This window comes from Pseudoalteromonas sp. 19-MNA-CIBAN-0066, from assembly GCF_040308705.1.
Taxonomy (GTDB): domain Bacteria; phylum Pseudomonadota; class Gammaproteobacteria; order Enterobacterales; family Alteromonadaceae; genus Pseudoalteromonas; species Pseudoalteromonas nigrifaciens.
On sequence record NZ_JBEONZ010000194.1, the window covers coordinates 1 to 275 of the forward strand.

1 pseudogene is annotated in these 275 nt (G+C 42.9%); it reads right to left on the bottom strand.

From position 1 onward, the window contains the following. A pseudogene (locus AAEZ18_RS18780) lies at positions 1-275 on the bottom strand (TonB-dependent receptor); the annotation flags it as partial.

Genomic DNA, 275 nt, shown 5'->3' on the forward strand with positions numbered 1-275 from the left:
TAACAACAGATGCGAGTAGTTGGTCATCAAATGCTTTAAATCTAAAGCCTAGGTCGTTACTTATAGACTCTGAATCTTCACGGTCAGCTTCGTTTCCTGCCACAGAGCCTAATACACTATACGCTGTACGCCCTTTTGAATGATTTACAAATACAGATAAATCTTCAGATGGCTGATACGTTGCACCAAGGTTATACGTTAAGCCAGAATCTGATGTACTCGCTTCAGGTGTTGGCTCTGCACGGCTAGAACTGTAGCGCTCATCAACACCAAAG